The organism is Neobacillus sp. FW104-15D2, from assembly GCF_058790155.1.
In genome coordinates this window covers 114,095-130,025 of sequence record NZ_JBYTCJ010000005.1, presented here as the reverse complement: position 1 = coordinate 130,025, position 15,931 = coordinate 114,095, and the positions used below count along the sequence as shown (strand labels likewise).

The 15,931-nt window shown below is 39.9% G+C and carries 19 protein-coding genes, 1 pseudogene and 2 riboswitches; of the genes and pseudogenes, 2 read left to right on the top strand and 18 right to left on the bottom strand.

Annotated elements, in window-relative coordinates; translation table 11 throughout:
* Positions 1 to 21 precede the first annotated feature (21 nt).
* Positions 22 to 1,499: pseudogene (locus AC3WR0_RS06385) on the bottom strand (aldehyde dehydrogenase family protein).
* 285 nt (positions 1,500 to 1,784) lie between these two features.
* Here AC3WR0_RS06385 and AC3WR0_RS06380 point away from each other — a divergent pair.
* Positions 1,785 to 2,963 carry an MFS transporter gene (locus AC3WR0_RS06380; RefSeq protein WP_492551570.1) on the top strand — a complete coding sequence of 393 codons (1,179 nt, stop codon included), beginning with the start codon at positions 1,785 to 1,787 and terminating at the stop codon, positions 2,961 to 2,963.
* 28 nt (positions 2,964 to 2,991) lie between these two features.
* Here the strand turns inward: AC3WR0_RS06380 and AC3WR0_RS06375 are convergent, their stop codons facing one another.
* The 7 genes from AC3WR0_RS06375 to AC3WR0_RS06345 form a co-directional block, all read right to left on the bottom strand.
* On the bottom strand, positions 2,992 to 3,771 hold the full coding sequence (locus AC3WR0_RS06375; protein WP_492551517.1) for an SDR family NAD(P)-dependent oxidoreductase: 780 nt from the start codon (positions 3,769 to 3,771) through the stop codon (positions 2,992 to 2,994).
* A complete protein-coding gene (locus AC3WR0_RS06370) occupies positions 3,771 to 4,757 on the bottom strand; it encodes an aldo/keto reductase (RefSeq protein ID WP_492551516.1) in 987 nt (328 codons plus the stop codon). Before AC3WR0_RS06370 ends, AC3WR0_RS06375 begins: the two co-directional genes overlap by 1 nt.
* A gap of 148 nt (positions 4,758 to 4,905) precedes the next feature.
* The gene (locus AC3WR0_RS06365) at positions 4,906 to 6,027 is read right to left on the bottom strand and encodes a 5-methyltetrahydropteroyltriglutamate--homocysteine S-methyltransferase (RefSeq protein ID WP_492551515.1); all 1,122 of its coding nucleotides are present in this window, start codon (positions 6,025 to 6,027) and stop codon (positions 4,906 to 4,908) included.
* 68 nt (positions 6,028 to 6,095) lie between these two features.
* Positions 6,096 to 6,204: riboswitch (SAM riboswitch) on the bottom strand.
* Positions 6,205 to 6,290: 86 nt separating this feature from the next.
* Positions 6,291 to 7,484: an LL-diaminopimelate aminotransferase gene (locus AC3WR0_RS06360; RefSeq protein ID WP_492551514.1), complete on the bottom strand. Its 1,194-nt coding sequence runs from the start codon at positions 7,482 to 7,484 to the stop codon at positions 6,291 to 6,293.
* Positions 7,485 to 7,528: 44 nt separating this feature from the next.
* Positions 7,529 to 8,299: a TatD family hydrolase gene (locus tag AC3WR0_RS06355; RefSeq protein ID WP_492551513.1), complete on the bottom strand. Its 771-nt coding sequence runs from the start codon at positions 8,297 to 8,299 to the stop codon at positions 7,529 to 7,531.
* Positions 8,300 to 8,487: 188 nt separating this feature from the next.
* A complete protein-coding gene (gene clpP, locus AC3WR0_RS06350) occupies positions 8,488 to 9,075 on the bottom strand; it encodes an ATP-dependent Clp endopeptidase proteolytic subunit ClpP (RefSeq protein ID WP_492551512.1) in 588 nt (195 codons plus the stop codon).
* A 17-nt stretch (positions 9,076 to 9,092) separates the two neighbouring features.
* On the bottom strand, positions 9,093 to 9,788 hold the full coding sequence (locus tag AC3WR0_RS06345) for a sigma-70 family RNA polymerase sigma factor (protein WP_492551511.1): 696 nt from the start codon (positions 9,786 to 9,788) through the stop codon (positions 9,093 to 9,095).
* A 166-nt stretch (positions 9,789 to 9,954) separates the two neighbouring features.
* Between AC3WR0_RS06345 and AC3WR0_RS06340 the strand changes: the two genes are divergently transcribed.
* Positions 9,955 to 10,098, top strand: a complete 144-nt coding sequence (locus AC3WR0_RS06340; RefSeq protein ID WP_492551510.1) for a hypothetical protein — start codon at positions 9,955 to 9,957, stop codon at positions 10,096 to 10,098.
* 52 nt (positions 10,099 to 10,150) lie between these two features.
* On the opposite strand, the gene AC3WR0_RS06335 is transcribed toward AC3WR0_RS06340, so the two are convergent.
* The 10 genes from AC3WR0_RS06335 to ribE form a co-directional block, all read right to left on the bottom strand.
* The gene (locus AC3WR0_RS06335; protein ID WP_492551509.1) at positions 10,151 to 10,354 is read right to left on the bottom strand and encodes a hypothetical protein; all 204 of its coding nucleotides are present in this window, start codon (positions 10,352 to 10,354) and stop codon (positions 10,151 to 10,153) included.
* A gap of 320 nt (positions 10,355 to 10,674) precedes the next feature.
* Positions 10,675 to 10,866, bottom strand: a complete 192-nt coding sequence (locus tag AC3WR0_RS06330; RefSeq protein WP_492551508.1) for a YbxH family protein — start codon at positions 10,864 to 10,866, stop codon at positions 10,675 to 10,677.
* A gap of 24 nt (positions 10,867 to 10,890) precedes the next feature.
* Positions 10,891 to 11,037: a hypothetical protein gene (locus AC3WR0_RS06325; protein WP_492551507.1), complete on the bottom strand. Its 147-nt coding sequence runs from the start codon at positions 11,035 to 11,037 to the stop codon at positions 10,891 to 10,893.
* 84 nt (positions 11,038 to 11,121) lie between these two features.
* Complete coding sequence (locus AC3WR0_RS06320) at positions 11,122 to 11,286, bottom strand: hypothetical protein (RefSeq protein ID WP_492551506.1); 165 nt, start codon at positions 11,284 to 11,286, stop codon at positions 11,122 to 11,124.
* A gap of 87 nt (positions 11,287 to 11,373) precedes the next feature.
* Complete coding sequence (locus AC3WR0_RS06315; RefSeq protein WP_155899807.1) at positions 11,374 to 11,517, bottom strand: hypothetical protein; 144 nt, start codon at positions 11,515 to 11,517, stop codon at positions 11,374 to 11,376.
* 23 nt (positions 11,518 to 11,540) lie between these two features.
* The gene (locus tag AC3WR0_RS06310; protein WP_155899809.1) at positions 11,541 to 11,711 is read right to left on the bottom strand and encodes a hypothetical protein; all 171 of its coding nucleotides are present in this window, start codon (positions 11,709 to 11,711) and stop codon (positions 11,541 to 11,543) included.
* Between the two features lie 214 nt (positions 11,712 to 11,925).
* Complete coding sequence (locus AC3WR0_RS06305; RefSeq protein ID WP_492551505.1) at positions 11,926 to 13,155, bottom strand: Zn-dependent hydrolase; 1,230 nt, start codon at positions 13,153 to 13,155, stop codon at positions 11,926 to 11,928.
* Between the two features lie 101 nt (positions 13,156 to 13,256).
* Positions 13,257 to 13,724, bottom strand: coding sequence for a 6,7-dimethyl-8-ribityllumazine synthase (ribH, locus tag AC3WR0_RS06300; protein WP_492551504.1), 468 nt, complete (start codon positions 13,722 to 13,724; stop codon positions 13,257 to 13,259).
* A gap of 12 nt (positions 13,725 to 13,736) precedes the next feature.
* Complete coding sequence (locus AC3WR0_RS06295) at positions 13,737 to 14,927, bottom strand: bifunctional 3,4-dihydroxy-2-butanone-4-phosphate synthase/GTP cyclohydrolase II (RefSeq protein ID WP_492551503.1); 1,191 nt, start codon at positions 14,925 to 14,927, stop codon at positions 13,737 to 13,739.
* A gap of 14 nt (positions 14,928 to 14,941) precedes the next feature.
* Complete coding sequence (gene ribE / locus AC3WR0_RS06290; RefSeq protein WP_492551502.1) at positions 14,942 to 15,583, bottom strand: riboflavin synthase; 642 nt, start codon at positions 15,581 to 15,583, stop codon at positions 14,942 to 14,944.
* Between the two features lie 138 nt (positions 15,584 to 15,721).
* A riboswitch (FMN riboswitch) is annotated at positions 15,722 to 15,850 on the bottom strand.
* Positions 15,851 to 15,931: the final 81 nt, after the last annotated feature.

Sequence of the window (15,931 nt, the reverse complement as noted above, 5' to 3'; positions counted from 1 at the left end):
TGATAGGGCTAATACACAACACTACTCAGGGATGTACGGAAGCTCAAGGTTTTTAGGTATATTAATTACATGTGTCTCTAGATAAGACTTTAAGCCTTCTTTGCCGTATTCACGGCCAACCCCAGATTGCTTGACTCCTCCAAATGGGAATCGAACATCTAGGCCTTGAATGGCAGCGGTATTAATCATAGTTGTGCCTGCCTCTATTCTGCGGGCAACACTGATTGCGTGTTCCTCTTCTCCCCAAACAGAACTTGTCAGACCATATATACTTTCATTATGTAGTTGAATGACCTGCTCTTCATCATCAAAAGGAAGAATGGGAACCGTTGGCCCAAATTGCTCTTCTACTACAATAGGATCGTGATAGTCTGCATTCAAAACTAATGTTGGCTGAAGGAAATAGCCATTGTCCATAAGCTCTGGATTTAGGATTTTTCCTAGCTTGATCACTTTTGCTCCCTTGCTTTCGGCGTCATCAATAAGGCTTTTTACATATTTCACCTGATTACGATTATTTACAGGTCCCACAGTTACTTCTGGATTAAATGGATCCCCTACGCGAATCCATTTATTTGCTGCTTCAATATATCTCTCGACAAATGCATCGTATATGGAACGGTGAACGTACACCCGTTTGGCAATCATACAGATTTGTCCCGCAGTCAGAAAGTTTGAAATAACCATTCTGCGCATTGCACGGTTGTCGTTTACATCAAAGCTTGGCAGGACAATAGCAGCATCATTGCCACCAAGCTCCAGAGTCATCTTCTTAATGGTATCTGAAGCAGCCTTCATGATACTTTTGGCTGTTTTAGTACCGCCTGTAAAAGCAATTTTTGCTACCTTAGCATTGGAGGTCAGCTCTACACCTACATCAGCTTCTCCATGAACAAGGTTGAGGACTCCGGGTGGAAATTCAGAAGCAATAATTTCAACTACTCGACTTACTGCAAGCGGAGCAAATGGGCTGGGCTTTAGCACCATCGTATTTCCGGTTAATAGAGCAGGAGCAATTTTTATGGTAGATAAGGAAATGGGATAGTTCCAGGGCGTAATTGCTGAAACTACACCAACAGGATCAAATGTAATAATAGTTCGCCCATTATCATGTTCTAGTTCTTGTTTTTCAGTAACTTCCTTTATAACGCTGCAGGCATACTCCATCCACATTAATGAAACCGCAATTTCACCCTGTGAGTCGTAAAGTGCCTTGCCATGTTCCCTTGATAATAGCTCTGCAATTTCAGGAGTAGCATCCTTTATTTTTTGGATAGCTCTCTGCATCCTCTCAATACGGTCATCAACTGAACCCCATGCCCACTTTTCAAACGCATTATATGCGGCTTCAATTGCTCTGACAGCCTCTTCCTTTGTATTTACCGGTGCATATCCTACTATTTCATCTGGATGTGCGGGGTTTTCGCGTGAAAAGTTTTTCTCTGTAGCACCTTTTTTCCGTTGATAAGAGCGTGTATAATAATCGGTTTATTTGCCAATATTTTTTCCTCCAAAAGTTTTTCTTGAATTTAGTATGAAGAGCTAAACCGAAAGATATACGAGTTCAATATATAAACAACTTTGAAAACGTAGTAATTTAACGTTTGAAAATAACCATAAGAGATAAGTTAAATTTAAACGATTAGAAGAGGACTAATTGACCTTCTCGCTTTTAATTTTTAAAAAATTTCGTTATTATAATATTTAGTGAACCGAAATATAAAAAAGAAAGAAGTGTTCATCCATTGAATTTACAGGAAAACGGCAGGCGGAATTTATTCATTATGTGGTTCGCCAACTTCTTTATTGGCGGGAGTATGACGATGGTCATGCCGTTTATTTCGTTGTATATTGAGTCCTTCGGTAAATATTCCGAAACATATGTTCAGCATTGGTCCGGCTTAACATTTGCCGTAACCTTCGTCTCAGCATTTATTTTTTCACCTGTTTGGGGAAAAATCGGTGATCTTTATGGAAGGAAAAAAATCCTGATTATTTGTGGAATTGGTATGGGAGTATCCATTCTATTAATGGGATTTGTGAATTCGGTATGGGAATTATTCTTCCTCCGCTTTTTCATGGGCTTTTTCTCTGGCTTTATCCCTATGTCACAGGCTTTTATTTCTACACAAACTCCAAAGGAAATTGCCGGACGTGTCCTTGGGACTCTTCAGACCGGAAGTATAACCGGATCGCTATTGGGTCCAATGCTTGGCGGCATTCTTGCTGATTCACTTGGCTATTCAACAACGTTTAAATGGACTTCCATATCAATTTTTATTTCCGCCATTCTTGTATTTGCTACTAGGGAATACAGAATAAGTGCCACTAGAGGAACTAAATCACATTATTCAAGCAAGGAAGTCATAGCTCATATTGTAAAAAACCCCATCCTGTTAACAGTCTTGTTCATATCTGCTCTCGTCCAGGTAGCACACTTCAGTATACAACCAATACTGTCTCTATTTGTTAGTGATCTTCATGGAAAAACAAATGTCGCATTTTTTTCGGGGATTGCCTTTTCTGCAGCCGGTCTTGGGAATCTAATAATGTCCAGGAATTGGGGCAAAATTGCAGATAAGTATGGCTACATTAAAATTCTTATCATCCTTCTTTTTTTGGCCGGGCTCGTTTACCTGCCAGGAGCTGGCGTCACTGAGTTTTGGCAGTTGGTTATTATCCGCTTTGCTCTTGGTATAACAATTGGAGGAATTATTCCTGTTCGGATAGCATACATCCGGCAGGAGGCCCCTATAGCCATGCAGGGCGAAGTTTTAGGATATAATACTAGCCTCCGCTTTTTGGGTAATATTTTTGGCCCCATGCTTGGCGGTTTTGTTTCAGGCTATTTCGGTTTCTCAGCTGTATTCTATAGCACCAGTGGATTATTGATTCTAAGCGGGATCATTTTATTGATATCAAAGATTAAAAATCCTAAATTATCTAAGCATACTGCTGCTTAAACAAAAAGACCCATAAGGGTCTTTTTGTTTATTTCTTAATAGATTCCAGCCAGCCTTTAAAGTTGATCGCAGAAATTCGTTCTCCTGTTATTCCTTCTGCGGCAGAGGAAGCTAAAAATACAACCGGTTCACCCATAATATCTGGTTTTAATAATTGGAACTGAGATTCTATTTCTGCTTTGATTTCCTCTGGGATCATCCCAGTTACAGTAGCTCCTCCTGGTAAAAGCATGTTAACAGATATTCCATACTCTTTTAAATCCTCAGCCATAATATGAGAAAGAGATTCTGTTGCTGCACGCGAAGGGCCATAAGGAACGAATCCTTTTCTTCTCATTGTTTCGTGGTTCATCGAAATATTAATAATTCTCCCTTTTCCCTGTTCTATCATTAAAGGCGCAAATCCTCTCGAAACCAGGAAATAGCCTGTGAGATTGGTATCAATCAAATCCCTGAAACCTTCAGGAGTAACTTCATAAAAGGGCTGGGGTTCGACTAAAAAGCGGGGATTTACCGTCCGCATTCCAATGCCAGCATTGTTAATCAATACATCAAGCCTTCCCCAATTACCCTTTACCCATTGAACCGCCTCTTCCACTGAATGCTCTGAACGGACATCTAAAGGAAGACCTACTGCATTAAACCCTTCGTTTTGCAGCCTGCTTACGGCCTCATCCAGCCTGCTGCCCGGCCTGGACGCTAATGCCACTGTCGCACCTGCTTTCAGTAATGCCTCAGCCATGGAGAAACCGAGGCCGCTGGAGGCCCCGGTAACCAGTACATTAATCCCATTTAACTTATAGGTCATTATAGGTTTACACCTTTCATGGTTGCCTCAGGGTATCGCAGACCAGAAGCGGCTCCCTGAGGTGCAGCTTTATTAATTCGGGAGAGATCTTCTTCCGTAAGCTGTACCTCAACTGCCTTAACGTTTATCTCGAGATATTTACGCTTTTTTGTGCCTGGGATTGGTACAATGTCTTCCCCCTGGGCAAGCAGCCAGGACAATGCAAGCTGAGAAGGCTCACAGCCCTTTTCTTCTGCAATTTCTTTAATCTTATTCACAAGCTCAATGTTGTGGGAAAAGTTTTCCCCTTGAAAACGAGGAGAAAATCTCCGGTAATCATCCTCAGCCAAATCTTCGAATTTTTGGATTTGTCCGGTTAAGAATCCTCTGCCTAATGGGCTGTAAGGCACAAACCCAATTCCTAGTTCTCTTACAGTTGGTAAAATTTCCTCTTCAACATCACGGCTCCATAAGGAATACTCTGTTTGCAGAGCTGTAATAGGATGAATTTTATGAGCAGTACGAATAGTATTTGGGGCTGCCTCCGACATGCCTAGATATCGAACTTTCCCTTCCTTAACCAGTTCAGCCATAGCACCAATTGTTTCTTCGATAGGGGTATTAGGATCCACTCTATGCTGATAGTATAGGTCAATGTAATCCACGCCAAGTCGGCGAAGGCTGGCATCACATGCTTGCTTTACATATTCCGGTTTTCCATTTACACCAAGAAAGGTTCCGTCCTCTGAGCGAACATTTCCGAATTTTGTAGCCAGAATGACTTGATCTCTTCTTCCTTTGATGGCTTGTCCTACAAGCTCTTCGTTTTTACCCACACCATACATATCAGCAGTATCAAGAAAATTGACGCCAAGATCAAGTGCATGCTGGATTGTTTTGATCGATTCTTCGTCATTGCGATCTGCATAAAAATCAGACATCCCCATACAGCCTAATCCAATTGCTGACACCTCTAGACCTGTATTTCCAAGCTTTCTTTTTTGCATATACCTCTCTCCTTTTCGGTTTTTTGGCTGCTAAAAATTAGCCTGCGTCGATTATTGAGTTTTAAAGAATTACCTTTATATAGCTTTTGTAGGTTACCCTTTCCCAATATCTAGAATTCTTAAAATAAATCGTTTCTTATTTCTGTATTTACTTCCATACATCGTTTGAAATATTTACAACATGCTGAAGCTTAGCCCATTGCTGATCTTCTGTTAGCATATTACCCTCTTCCGTGGAAGCAAATCCACATTGCGGGCTAAGACAAAGCTGGTTTAAATCAACAAATTTTGCTGCTTCTTCAATACGGCGTTTTATTTCATCCGCTTTCTCGAGTTCACCGAATTTAGATGTAATTAATCCAAGAACAATATTTAAATCTGGTCTATTTACAAATCGAAGTGGTTCAAAGCCGCCTGCACGATCGCTGTCATATTCCAGGAAGAATCCATCAATATTTAAACCGGCAAATAATTTTTCCGCAACAGGCTCGTATCCTCCAGAGGAAATCCAGGTAGAACGGAAATTTCCGCGGCAGATATGCATGGTGATTTTCATATCCTCGGGACGTCCTGCAACAGCTTCGTTCAAGGTTTTTAAATATATTTCACCAAGATAGTCGGGGTCCATGCCTTTTGCACGAAGTTGTTCCTTTTGCTCATCAGAACAGAGGTAAGCCCAGGAGGTATCATCTAGCTGAAGATAACGGCATCCTGCATCGTAAAAGGATTGAAGTGCTTTTTTGTACGTTAAACCTAAATCATGAAAAAATTCCTCATTGTCACTGTACGCACTTTTTTCCACTTCCCCTCGGAAATGAAGCATACTTGGACTTGGGATAGTCATCTTAGCTGTATGTTCTCCAGCAATACTATGTAAAAATTTGAAATCCTCGATCATTGGATGACTAGTAAAATCCAGTTTCCCGGTAACTTTAATCCCACGGGAACTAGTTTGTTTTTGGTGGAATTGAATCCCGTTTTCTGAATTATAACCCTCTACTCCATCAAGACCTTCAAGGAAATCGAAGTGCCACCAGGCACGGCGGAATTCTCCATCGGTAACTGCTTTTAGCCCAATTTCCTTTTGTTTATTTACGATTCTTACAATTTCATCGTTTTCTATATTGCGCAATTGTTCCAATGATATTTCTCCAGATGCTTTCTGTTCGCGAGCTTTCTTTATTGTAGACGGTCTTAAAAGACTCCCAACCTGGTCAGCGCGAAAAGGCGGCTGTTTTGATGTTTCATGCAAATTTTTAAATTCTGACATTTTAGTCCCTGCTTTCTTAGTAAAATAAAAACTCTCCCTGGTAAAGGAAGAGTTGGATGACATACTCCTCCTCATCTTTAAGAACAATATGCTCTTAAGGACTTAGCACCATTCTGTTAAAAAAACAGCGGTTGCCGGGTTTCACAGGGCCACTCCCTCCACCACTCTTGATAAGGATTACTATAAAATTCAATACTTGTATCATACCGATTATAAAAATATTTCGCAAGAAAAAGACATAACCAGGGTATCTTCTTCTATTTTTATATTTCTACTAACTTTTCAGAAGGATTGGTTGAAAGGAACTTCTGGATCCTATCTGCTGCCTCAGCAAGTCTATGTGGCGGCTGAACCAGTGCCATACGCACATACCCTTCTCCCTGTTTGCCAAAAGCATCCCCAGGGACGACTGCCACTCCCTCTTTTTCCATCAATTCAAAAGCAAATTGGCGGGACGTCCAGCCTGATGGAATTTTGGCCCAGACAAACATGGTAGCGGGGGATGACTGCACCCTCCATCCGCTTTTATTAAGACCGTCAATTAAGGTGTTTCGGCGGTCTTCATATAATTTCACCTGGTCATCGAGAACAGAAAAATCAGAGATGAGGGCTTTTTCAGCCGCTCTTTGAATCGGCAGGAAAACTCCATAGTCCATATGAGATTTCAGAGATGATAGGATACTAATTGCTTTTGCATTCCCAAGCACATAACCAATTCTGCAGCCGGCCATATTGAACGTTTTTGATAAAGAGTTAAATTCAATCCCAACTTCTTTAGCACCTTCAACAGAAAGAAAACTAATTTGCGGATTATTATCGAAAATAAGCTCAGAATAAGCAAAGTCATGAACAACAAGAATTTGATGGAGCTTGGCAAACTCTACTACTTTTTCAAAAAACTCCTCATCCGCTAACGCTGTTACGGGGTTTCCTGGATAGCTGAGAATCATCATTTTCGTTTTATTTAAAACTTCAGATGGAATGTCCTCCAATTTGGGCAGAAATTTATTTTCCTGCAATAAAGGCATTGGATAAATTAATCCTCCGGCAATAGTCACGCTAGCTTCATAAATGGGATAGCCGGGATCTGGAACGAGAACATATTCTCCGGGATTAACGACAGCAGTAGCTAAATGGGAAAGTCCATCCTGGGAACCCATTAGCTGAAGAACTTCGTCCTGTGGATTTACCTCAACATGATAACGCTGTTTATAAAAATAGCTTACCGCTTCGTTAAATTCAGGCGTTCCTTTTAATGTATAACCATAATTCGCAGGATTCCTGCTATATTCCGCAATGGTCTCCATAACTAACTTTGTTGGCCCTAAATCTGGACTACCTACACTGAGATCAATAACGTCTTTTCCTCTTTTAACACAATCCTGTTTTCGGTCTGCTAATTCAGTAAAAATTCCTGTAGTCAGAAGATCCATTTTAGCTGAGGGGATCATATCCATATGTATAGCTCCTTTGGTATATTTTAATGTCTTGGATTATAAAGTTATAGACTATAAAATTGCTTAGTATTAGTAAGCAGGATTTCGGCCAATTCATCTACTGGAAATCCCTTAAGATCGGATATAGCTTTAAGTGAATAAACAATTATATCCGGTAATATTTTTTGTCCTTGAAATGGTCCTTCAAATGGCCAAGGACCATCCGTTTCCACCATCACTTGCTCAAGCGGATACGCTCTGACAAGGTCCTGTGTTCGCTCTTTATAGACAATATCAGGTGTAACCGAAACATAATAGCCGTTTCCAGCCATTCTCTCGGTTGTTTTTTTATCTCCTTTAAACCAATGAAAATGTGCCTTTTTAATAGAATGCTTTTCGAGCATGTCACACACAACAGCTGCATCTTCATACACTGCATGTAAAATAATTGCTTTATCCCAGCTTTTTGCCTTTTGCATCATCGTATTTAAGAATTCAAGGTGCTGTTCATACTCTTTTGATGTGATCTTCTTTTCTTTTTTTAAATAATAAGGAAGTCCAACCTCCCCAACTGCCACCATATTATCTAGATTTTGATGCATCCAGTTAAGAAGTTCCTCGGCCTGCTGATGAGTCGGTAGAACCTGCTCTGGGTGATACCCGTAGGCGGCATTTATTTTCGGATAGCGTTTTGAAAGACCTTTATTTTTCCTGCAGGAATCAATATCTGAAGAGACTGTAATTAACCCTTGAAGCAGCGGGAGATTTTCTGCAATTTTTCTAATATCATTTTCGTCATATTTATCCAAGTGAATATGGCTGTCTATAAACTTCACGAGGCTTTTCATCTCCCGGATTCTATTAATCATTACTATTTTATACAATCTTTCCTTTGTATTCTATTACAGAAGTTTTAAAATAGTAAAATAATTAAATAGTCACAGTTTGAAAAATAAAAAAAAAGAGAAGCAGAGCTCCCCTAGATTGTAGCCGGGCTATGAATGAACTTGAACAGAAAAAGGGGTTAAGATGATTTCTTGCTTATAATCTTATCAATAATCCCATATTCCAACGCTTCCTGAGCACCCATGAAATAGTCCCGGTCGGTATCCTTTGCGACCTTTTCAACTGACTGGCCAGTTCGCTCCGAAATAATTTCATTAATGTGCTCCCTCAGCTTTAAAATCCTTCTGGCAGATATTTCGATTTCTGTAGCCTGGCCTCTGGCACCTCCAAGCGGCTGGTGAATCATAATTTCACTGTTTGGAAGTGCGTATCTCTTTCCCTTTGTTCCTGCAAGAAGAAGCATTGCACCGAATGAGGCGGCCATCCCGATACAGATCGTGCTAATATCCGGTTTAATGAGCTCCATTGTATCAAAAATGGCAAAACCCGCAGATGTGGATCCGCCTGGGCTGTTAATATAAATTGAAATATCTTTTTCAGGATTATCTGCCTCTAAAAACAAAAGCTGCGCTATAATACTGTTCGCTACCTGATCATTTATTTCATCACCAATAATGACGATGCGATCTTTTAACAATCGCGAATAAATATCGTAGGAGCGTTCACCATGGCTTGATTGTTCAATTACATAAGGAATAGTACTCATAAATTTTCCTCCCTTTTTTATGCTGCCAGACAGTACATATTGAGAGGTGAGCTGGAGCGCGCTGATTTAGCCAGCTTTGTTGCATCAGCAAAAGAAGGAAGCACTGATATGGAGTTGATGAGTGGTTCCGGATCCTGTAAGGCAAGAGAATCATAAAGTAACTGAAACAACAATTCTCTTTCTTGCTCATTATTTAACCAATCCAACGGCTGTTCCATTCTTTCTTTTTCAAGCCGTTTTTTCGCCCTGTAAAGGACAGCCTTTACAGCCGTCTCTGCAGTATCCAGCCTTGAGGCAATTTCCCTCGTTTTATATTGGAAAGCTTCCTTCAGGATAAAGATAACCGCTTGTTTTGGTGTCAGGCTGCTAAGGAGTTGTTTAACAACATCTATAATTACGCCGGACCTTAAAGTCTCCTCATTACCCGCTAAGACATCTTCTGGTATTCCAATTGTCTCTTTCTTTCTCTTTCTTATGGAGTCAATCCAATGATGGTAGGCTATTTTGTTTAATAAGGCAGGACTAATTTCTGACGGCTCATAAGACTGAATGGCCTTTAGGACAGCTTCCTGTACGAGATCATCCGCTTCCCATTTATCCTTGGTAAGAAATAAGGAGTATCTTTTTAAGCCCCTATATAAGTCATTTAAATGGCAGATCTCCATATCCAGTGAATCCGACTTTCTGACTGTTTTCCTTTTGCTGGCTTTCATTTATTTCACTCCTTATTAACCTCTCTGCCTTTATAACGCATGGAGAAGCAGAAAAAGATACGGGTCAAAAATTTAATTTTTTAATTACCACTATCATATGCATTTTGCAGCATGCTGAATATTTTTAGTTCTTATTGAAACGATAAAAAGTGGAGGTGCAGAATTTATGGAGAAAGAAAATCAACAAAACACTGTAAAATATAGTATTTGGGAAACGAAAACCAATGAAGATTTGCCAGGCATAAAGGAAGCAATAGCTGCACAAGGAAAAAAACGAGAAGCAAAGCCTGGGACAATTGAAAATCTATAATGAAAGGGCAGTGCTTTATCGGCACTGCCTTCCTATTTAGTACGAATATTTACTAATGAGCATGATGGAGAAAAGCTGCAATCATTCTTATTAAATGTACGAATCCAATTATTATGTATTCACCAAGTTCAAACATTATATCAACCAAAAAATCCCCAGCAGACCACCACCATCTTTCTTTCTTACCTTCACGCCTTATGTCCCTTGAATACTTCCGTTTTTCCAGCCTTATTTTTTTCTTTTCTACGAAAGTCATACTTATCCCCCAATCTAATATCGCAGACTTTGTATTTTTATTGTAATGGTCAATCGTACTTTCGCTTCACCTTTTATTTTCTTGTTCGATATCATCGCCCAATGGTAACTAAACCTAAAGATACCGGAAGTAAAATAAATAACAGTGGCCGCATCTTCTTTATTTTTATGACATCCTTTTTTCTAATTGTATAAGGAGCTGCCTGCTGCTATTACTTTTCTTTATACCTTACCTAATTTCCTTTAAATTCACCTTAGATTGGATAAAAACAGAAAAAGCATATCACCTATTGTGATATGCAATGTTTTTTTACTATAAAGTTAGATTTCTTTTTGCTCACAATAATCATCAATTAAGTCTTCAATTTGATCAAGTTCAGGAAATTTCCCATGAAAAGAAAATTTAATTTCTTCAACAAATTCACCTTTTTTGTAAACATGGATCGCACCATTTTGACTGATAACACTATACTCAGGTACAAACCGAAAATTATTTCGTTCTACCGCACCCATATAGAACCCCCTATCTGTCATTCGTTAATATGTATCTTGATTTGTCCTATCTTTTGGCTTTTCTTTTTCAGACGGATTCCCTGAAACAAAACCGTAGCCTGTTGAACTGATTTCAAGATTCTCAAAACTCGCCGCTTCTTCTCTTAATTCCTTAAAGTTATCTTTTTCCACATTTACCACCTCGTTTATTTTATGAAAGCCCAAACCCGAGTTTTGATTATCAGGTTTGGGCAGCAAAGTTTATCGTTTTATTCCCTAAATTCCTTTTTCACCCATGACTGTTTCTCCAACTTTAGGTTTCTTTGCCCCCATTTTAGAGCCATCTGTATCCCAGTCGAAACCAGCATGAGAAGTACCAGTGGACATAATGGGCTGGTCTACTGCATTGGATTCAGAAGTTTCACCAGTTCGTTCTCTCATACCAAATCATCCTTCGTTATAAGTCTAATCCTCAATAGGACCTCGGGTCATCCATTGACCTTCTGCCATTAGAGGAGAGGTTTGAGTCTATTGTTGTCCCTTTTTAGCCCGGCTATTGTCTAGAGTTGTGCGATCATCCAATCCAGCAAATTCTGGTGAGGATTTAATTACTTTTTGCCCGCCTTTTATTTCCGGAAAGGAACGCTTTTTGCTGCTGTCTTGGTTAGCCAAAAATATCCCACCTAATTATTAAATTAGAGCTTGTCCTGTGGACTTTTAAATCGGTCCTGTGGTTTTTTGCCTGTAGCAATTTCTCCTGGTGGTTCTGATTGTGGTGAATGACCTCTTTCACCAAATGGAGTTCCGTAAATAGCATTATCCTGAGTTACCTTAGCACCTCGTTGGAAGTTGTCTTTTGTTTTCAATTTTTTCACCTCCACTATTATTTTGTTCGTAATTTCCTTCTTTATGTCGAATAACCTTTTGGGAAAAATAAAGAAACTGAAACAACATCCTTTTGGGAATACTAAACTTAATCATTTGCCTGTCAAAACATAGTCCTTGATACGTCGGCTTAGCAAGAAACGCATGCTAAAAGAAAAAAAGCGTGAATTCATTTTTGAATTCACGCAAAATCACCTAATTTGCAAGTTTGACTAATGTTTTAAAAAGAACTTCCGCTCCCATTGCTAAATCTTTTTGATCGGACCATTCCTTTGGATTATGGCTTATTCCATCTTTTGAACGAATAAATATCATTCCCATATCCGTAATACTGGCCATGACCATCGCATCATGCCCGGCACCGCTAATAAGTTTAATACTTTGTACTTCTGTTTCAGCAAAGCTTTCTTCCATCTTCTTAATGATGCTTTCAGAACATGGAGAGGGATCGAGGCTGTGCAATTGTTGAATTTCAAGCTCTATCCCTCGCTCATCGCAGGTAGTTTCTATATATGCCTTCAGCTTTGAGAAAATATCATTCATATTTTCTTTCTTTATGTCTCGAATATCAAAGGAAAATGCCACTTCACCAGGAATAATATTTATTCCTCCGGGCTTGACCTCAAGCTGGCCAACGGTTACAACAGCGCTTTTTTCGTTTCGGGCCAGCTCCTCACCATAGCTCATTATTTTAGCAGCCGCCGCAAGAGGGTCCTTCCTAAGTCCCATTGGAGTTGTACCAGCATGGCCTGCTTCTCCCTTTAGGGTGACTCTGTACCAGTCAACACCCACAATTCCAGTTACAATTCCTACAGAGGCGTCTGCATTTTCCAGAACCTTTCCCTGCTCGATGTGCAGTTCAACATATGCTTTAATTTCTTCCGGGTTTCGCTTAGCATTTGCCGCAAGCTCTGGATCTAAACCAGCCTGTTTCATTGCTTCCGCGATGGTAACTCCATTTTTATCTTTTGCAGAATACAGCTCTTCTTTGCTAAGCTTTCCAGCAGCTGACAGGCTTCCCAGCATACCTGTTGAGAATCTGGCACCTTCCTCATCGGTAAAAACGATAACTTCAAGGGGAGATTCCGTTACTATGCCTTTTTCATTCATGGTCTGAAGTGCTTCTATTGCAGAAAGAACACCTGCGGGTCCATCAAAATTTCCTCCATTTATAACACTGTCAATATGAGAACCGGTCATCACCACTTGACTGTTAAATATTGCTCCCTCTCTTCTCCCGATTAGATTACCTACTTCATCCTCTCTTACAGCCAAGCCGGCATCCTTCATAAAAGTAATGACAAGATCCTTGGCTTTTCTTTCAGTTTCGGTAAAAGCAAGCCTTGTAACTCCGCCATTTTCGTCCTTTCCAATTTCGCTTAACTTATGTATCCGGTTCCATAATCGTTCACTATTAATGTTCATATTCCCTCTCCCTTTTAATTGTATTTGGATAAATTATATTTCCAACTTTCAAAAGTGTAAATAAAAACCACTCCTTAAAAAAAGGAGTGGCCCTATTGCTCTTAAGAAATAGATTTTTGAAGATTTGCCATTTCTATAGCGGAAACAGCTGCATCGTATCCTTTGTTTCCAGCTTTTGTTCCAGCGCGTTCAATGGCTTGCTCGATATTTTCAGTTGTTAGTACGCCAAAAATAACAGGTACACCTGATTCCAATGAAACGGAGGCAATCCCCTTGGCTGCTTCATTACATACATAATCATAGTGTGTTGTAGCCCCTCTAATTACGGTGCCAAGAGCTATAACAGCATCATAGTTTTGAGTGTTAACAAGTTTTTTAGCGATCATTGGAAGTTCAAAAGCGCCAGGAACCCATGCGATATCTATATCTTCTTCATTTACGCCGTGTCTTTTAAATCCGTCCATAGCCCCGCTAAGAAGCTTACCGGTGATAAATTCATTAAAACGTCCAACGACGATTCCAACCTTTAACCCTGAACCAACTAAATTTCCTTCAAATACTTTACCCATGATGCTTCCTCCTTAAATAAACAGATGTCCCATTTTTGTTTTTTTCGTTTCTAAATAACGTTCGTTCTCTTTAACAGCAGCCATTTGAATTGGGACTCTTTCGACAATCTCCAAACCATAGCCGGATAATCCTGAGATTTTCTTAGGATTATTTGTTAACAAACGAATGTTTTCTATGCCTAGATCTTTCAATATTTGTGCTCCAAGGCCATACTCGCGAAGTTCAGCAGGAAATCCCAGCTTTTCGTTTGCTTCGACCGTATCATAACCCTCTTCCTGGAGTTTATAGGCTTTGAGTTTGTTTAAAAGTCCAATTCCGCGTCCTTCCTGGCGCATATAAACAAGAACTCCGTTGCCTTCTCTTTCAATTTGAGAAAGGGCCGCATGAAGCTGAGGGCCGCAATCGCAGCGGTGAGAGCCAAAAACATCTCCTGTTAAACACTCAGAATGGACTCTGACTAAAACAGGCTCGCCTTCTTTCCATTCTCCTTTAACAAGCGCAACATGCTCGCGGTTATCAATAGGATTTGAATACCCTATCATTTTAAACTCACCAAATGCAGTGGGCATTTTTACTTCCACTTCTCGTTTTACGAGCTTTTCATTCCTATTTCGGTACCTGATTAATTCAGCAATAGTTATGAGCTTCAGATCATGCTTTGATGCGATTTCAATAAGATCAGGAACACGAGCCATTGTTCCGTCATCCTTCATGATTTCACAGATTACACCTGATGGTGCTGCACCGCATAATTTTGCCAAATCCACCGACGCCTCAGTATGCCCGGCACGTCTTAGGACACCGCCCGGCTTTGCTACGATTGGAAAAACGTGGCCAGGTCTTCTAAAATCCCCAGGAACAGAATTTTGATCTAAGAGCTCCAATATTGTGAAGGATCTTTCATAAGCACTAATACCTGTGGTGGTGGTTTTATGGTCGATACTGACAGTAAAAGCCGTTCCATGATTATCAGTATTTACTTCAACCATAGGATGAAGATCTAAACGATTGGCAATTTCCTCTGTTATTGTAACGCAAATTAACCCACGGCCATGAGTCGCCATAAAGTTAATGGCTTCAGGGGTCGCTTTTTCTGATAAGACAATAAGGTCGCCTTCATTTTCTCTATCTTCATCGTCAACCACGATGATCGGCTTGCCTTTTTTAAGATCGTCGATTGCCTCTTCAATGGTGTTAAACATATTCTCAGCCCCCTCTAATAAAATCCGTTATCAGCCAGAAAGTCCATCGAAAGCCCCTTTTTCGGAGTTTTTCCCTCCATTTGGTGGATAATGTACTTTCCGATCAAATCATTTTCAATATTAACGATGTCACCGGGATTTTTTCGTCCCAGGACTGTGTCCTGATGAGTGAGCGGAATCAGGGATACTGTCACCTGGTTTTTTTCTAAACCAAAGATGGTAAGACTAGTCCCATCTATTGCAATTGAACCCTTTGGAATGCAAAATTTGCTTAGTGACTCTTCTAGCTCAATCATGTAATAAACAGCATTATCCTTATGCTCTTTTTTCATAATCCTCCCGGTACCGTCAATATGGCCGGAAACAAAATGGCCGCCAAATCTTCCATTAGCACTCATTGCACGTTCCAGATTTACTGGGGAACCGGAATTTAACATTTTTAGCGAGGTATCCTTCATTGTTTCTGGCATAACATCAACAGTAAAGGTGCTTGAAGTAAATCTCGTTACAGTTAAACAAACGCCATTTACAGAAATACTGTCGCCAAGATGGACATCTCCCACTATTTTTTTTGATTCAATCGTAAGAACCATGCTGTTGCCGCTTGAATGTAAGGAAACAACCGAGCCGATATCTTCAATAATTCCAGTAAACATTTTTTCACCTTATTCCAATCCAAAATAAAACCCTTCAGAGGCCTGAAGGGTTTTTTGGGAGATTTATGAGATGAAAAGTATATCAAAATAAGCCTCATCCATATCAAAAATTGGACAGACCTCTACTATATACTTACCCATGTCCTTCTCCCATCCAGACTGTACTGTCGGCTTTGGAATCACACCAAATCCTGCCAAAAAGGCTCGCGGGCTAAGAATTTCTTCATTACCGCCGGTTGGGATTTTCACCCGACCCCGAAGGACAAATTAAACTGCACTATAGGTATTTATTTAAATTCTATATTAGTTTAGCATAAAAAAAATAATTGTAAAAACATATTGTTTGTT

What these genes read in the sequence shown, in the direction of transcription:
- AC3WR0_RS06370 (WP_492551516.1), bottom strand. Translation starts at nt 4,757, where the DNA reads ATGCAAAAAAGAAAGCTTGGAAATACAGGTCTAGAGGTGTCAGCAATT.
- ribH (WP_492551504.1), bottom strand. Translation starts at nt 13,724, where the DNA reads ATGGGTAAAGTATTTGAAGGAAATTTAGTTGGTTCAGGGTTAAAGGTT.
- AC3WR0_RS06380 (WP_492551570.1), top strand. Translation starts at nt 1,785, where the DNA reads ATGTGGTTCGCCAACTTCTTTATTGGCGGGAGTATGACGATGGTCATG.
- AC3WR0_RS06320 (WP_492551506.1), bottom strand. Translation starts at nt 11,286, where the DNA reads ATGAGAGAACGAACTGGTGAAACTTCTGAATCCAATGCAGTAGACCAG.
- AC3WR0_RS06335 (WP_492551509.1), bottom strand. Translation starts at nt 10,354, where the DNA reads ATGACTTTCGTAGAAAAGAAAAAAATAAGGCTGGAAAAACGGAAGTAT.
- clpP (WP_492551512.1), bottom strand. Translation starts at nt 9,075, where the DNA reads ATGAGTACTATTCCTTATGTAATTGAACAATCAAGCCATGGTGAACGC.
- AC3WR0_RS06375 (WP_492551517.1), bottom strand. Translation starts at nt 3,771, where the DNA reads ATGACCTATAAGTTAAATGGGATTAATGTACTGGTTACCGGGGCCTCC.
- AC3WR0_RS06295 (WP_492551503.1), bottom strand. Translation starts at nt 14,927, where the DNA reads ATGTTTAACACCATTGAAGAGGCAATCGACGATCTTAAAAAAGGCAAG.
- ribE (WP_492551502.1), bottom strand. Translation starts at nt 15,583, where the DNA reads ATGTTTACTGGAATTATTGAAGATATCGGCTCGGTTGTTTCCTTACAT.
- AC3WR0_RS06330 (WP_492551508.1), bottom strand. Translation starts at nt 10,866, where the DNA reads ATGGGTGCGGTAGAACGAAATAATTTTCGGTTTGTACCTGAGTATAGT.
- AC3WR0_RS06305 (WP_492551505.1), bottom strand. Translation starts at nt 13,155, where the DNA reads ATGAACATTAATAGTGAACGATTATGGAACCGGATACATAAGTTAAGC.
- AC3WR0_RS06345 (WP_492551511.1), bottom strand. Translation starts at nt 9,788, where the DNA reads ATGAAAGCCAGCAAAAGGAAAACAGTCAGAAAGTCGGATTCACTGGAT.
- AC3WR0_RS06365 (WP_492551515.1), bottom strand. Translation starts at nt 6,027, where the DNA reads ATGTCAGAATTTAAAAATTTGCATGAAACATCAAAACAGCCGCCTTTT.
- AC3WR0_RS06360 (WP_492551514.1), bottom strand. Translation starts at nt 7,484, where the DNA reads ATGGATATGATCCCCTCAGCTAAAATGGATCTTCTGACTACAGGAATT.
- AC3WR0_RS06340 (WP_492551510.1), top strand. Translation starts at nt 9,955, where the DNA reads ATGGAGAAAGAAAATCAACAAAACACTGTAAAATATAGTATTTGGGAA.